The following is a 2,464-nucleotide window of genomic DNA, read 5'->3' on the forward strand; positions in this document are numbered from 1 at the left end:
TAGCCTTCAAGGAAGAAATGAAATTCACTGAACTGAACAAAATCATTAATACAGATACTGATATCGAACTTTCAGTAAAAGATCCTGATTGGACAAAGATGGTTCGTTCAATTTCGGCTCCAATAGGTTGGCTAAGTAAGACGGAATTTAATTCACTTTTTACATCATACATCGACCAGCCAGTATTCGCTTTTGAAACTTTTGAACGCGTTTCTAAAAGCACAGGGGTAAAAAATCGACTTACTTCAAGCTTTGTCCTGACTTGGGAAAATTTTAACGCATTTCAAAAAAGTACAGATATTTTGTTTTTGTACCTAGCTTAAAGTAACTTAAATTGGTTATTGTACGCAAACAGGGATCTGTGGGCTTTTTCGGCGCGGCCATAACAAAACACTGCAGTCACTCGCTGGCGCTCGTTGGGACACAAACACGCAGGCTCCCTTCGCTTCGCTCCGTATTATAGCTTGCGTATTTGTGCCCCTAAGTGGGGTGTTAAAACTCAATGGGGCTTTAGATGGAACCGGATTATTTAAAATACGCAACTTCAGAACTTCTAGAAGCTTTGGATTCTATAGATTAGTCAGAGTATCCGGAACGACTGAAGCTAATTAAGTTACAATTGGAGCAGCGAGAAATTTTGAATAAAAAAGTAAAGGATGATGACACCATTTCTTCTCGAGAAAAAAAGCTTGGTACAGGTGGACAATTGGTCCTCATAATTGCTGCACTCTTCTTTATATGGCTAAGCTTAGATGCGGTAATCACCGGTACAATAAAATTAAGAAGAAGCACCTATATATATGAATCATCACCATACATCTTTTTATCTATTCTCGCGGCATATATATTCGCTAGTGTTGTCTGCGTAAGGCGTGTAATCAAGTCTAGGCGGATATCTAAGCAATAAGTTCTAACAATCCGCTGTAGTCGGTCGCAAGCCCATGTGTTACTGCCCCTTAGTGGGGTGTTATAAGCCACAGGGAGTTTTAGTTTGGCAGCTTTTTTTGTAACTGTTTTTGTTCTAACATTTCTATGGGTTGAACTTAATTATTACGTTTTACGCTGTTATGGACAAAAGTTTGCGATACTTCTGTCTTTTACTGGTGGCTTTGTAGGCTGTATTTATTCATATTTTTCTTCTTCCGACTACGTCATTGAAACGAGACAGATGGCCTTAATCAGCTTCGGTCTAATAATGTTTTTTGTACCAGTAATTGTTTTACATATTGCTTCGTGGCTAACACTAAATGTAAAACCTAATACCAAGCATATAATTGCAACCTGTCTAGCAACGGTTAACACTATGGCTTGGCCATTTTTTGCCCTTGTAACAAGCTGTTATGTACAGCTAGATTGTATTTAACATGGCTTATAACAAACAAATTAAGTCTCTCGCTGGGACGCATACACGTGGGCTGCTGCGCATTTTAGCCCACGCGCCTGCTCCCCTTATTTAAAAGTTATGTTTTAAGGAGAAATTTATGATTCATAGGATTTTCAAACAATTAATTTTAGCAACTCTGCTGTTTGCTTTTAACAACGCAAGCTTCGCGAATAAGAATGCATCTCAATCAATTGCTTTCAGCACTTCAAGCTCTGAATCGGAACTTACAATATCGTGCAAACCGCTAAATGATGCTGTTGCAAAGGATGCATCTTGGGTTGAAAAATGCAACCAGGCCGCATTGGAATTTTTAATTGCACAGCAAGAACAAGGAGTTCAACTAGAAAAACAGGTTTCAGAAAAGCCATTCGGTATGGCTGCAGAGTTCATGGCAAATACTCTAAAGAGCAATCCTTCAAACTTTGAAGCTGTTAGTATAAAAAGGGCTTTCGCTCTTATCAGCAACAAAACATAACAAAGCGCTGTTGCCACTTTTATGGGGGAACTCTCCTGGGACGCATACACGTGGGCAGACTCGCTTCGCTCGGATTTTAGCCCACGAGCTAGCGCCCCAAAGCTTAGTGTTATACGCAATTGCAAGCATAGAGGTATGAATGGACTCTACAGTAAGTCATAAAACAAAGAAAATGGAAGTGTTACCTTTGCTATTTAGTTTCAAAGGAAGGATAGGAAGAATTCAGTTTACTAAGTGGTGGCTACCTTTAAATTCAATCACGCTACCTCTCTACTACCTGAATGATCAACTGGCAGGAATGGTTGCAATTCTCCTATTATGGCCACTGTTTGCGCTAACGACAAAACGATACCATGACTTTAATAGTTTCGGTTGGTTAGGTGTTTTTCAGTTACTACCTATTATTGGGTGGCTAATAGTAATTGTGGGTTGCTGTTTTACAGTCGGTGATTTTAAAGACAATAAATATGGTGAGTCTCTGTATAAGTAAAATTGCGTATAACAAACGCATCAATACTCGCTGCGCTCGCTGGGGACAAAAACACGTAGGCTCCCTTCGCTTCGCTCGGTATTATAGCCTACGTATTTTTGCCCGTTATGCGGGT

The 2,464-nt window shown here is 39.7% G+C and carries 3 protein-coding genes; all 3 read left to right on the top strand.

Going from position 1 to position 2,464, the window contains the following annotated elements; translation table 11 throughout:
• Nucleotides 1–323: hypothetical protein (locus GVO63_RS19230; RefSeq protein ID WP_236552222.1), on the top strand; the 323-nt coding region annotated here is incomplete at its 5' end.
• Nucleotides 324–1,481: 1,158 nt separating this feature from the next.
• Entirely contained in the window at nt 1,482–1,859 is a 378-nt protein-coding gene (locus tag GVO63_RS19235) for a hypothetical protein (protein WP_159495399.1), read from the top strand.
• 139 nt (nt 1,860–1,998) lie between these two features.
• Complete coding sequence (locus GVO63_RS19240) at nt 1,999–2,349, top strand: DUF805 domain-containing protein (protein WP_159495398.1); 351 nt, start codon at nt 1,999–2,001, stop codon at nt 2,347–2,349.
• The last annotated feature ends 115 nt before the right edge of the window (nt 2,350–2,464 follow it).

Source organism: Alteromonas sp. KUL106, assembly GCF_009811415.1.
Classification (GTDB): Bacteria; Pseudomonadota; Gammaproteobacteria; order Enterobacterales; family Alteromonadaceae; genus Alteromonas.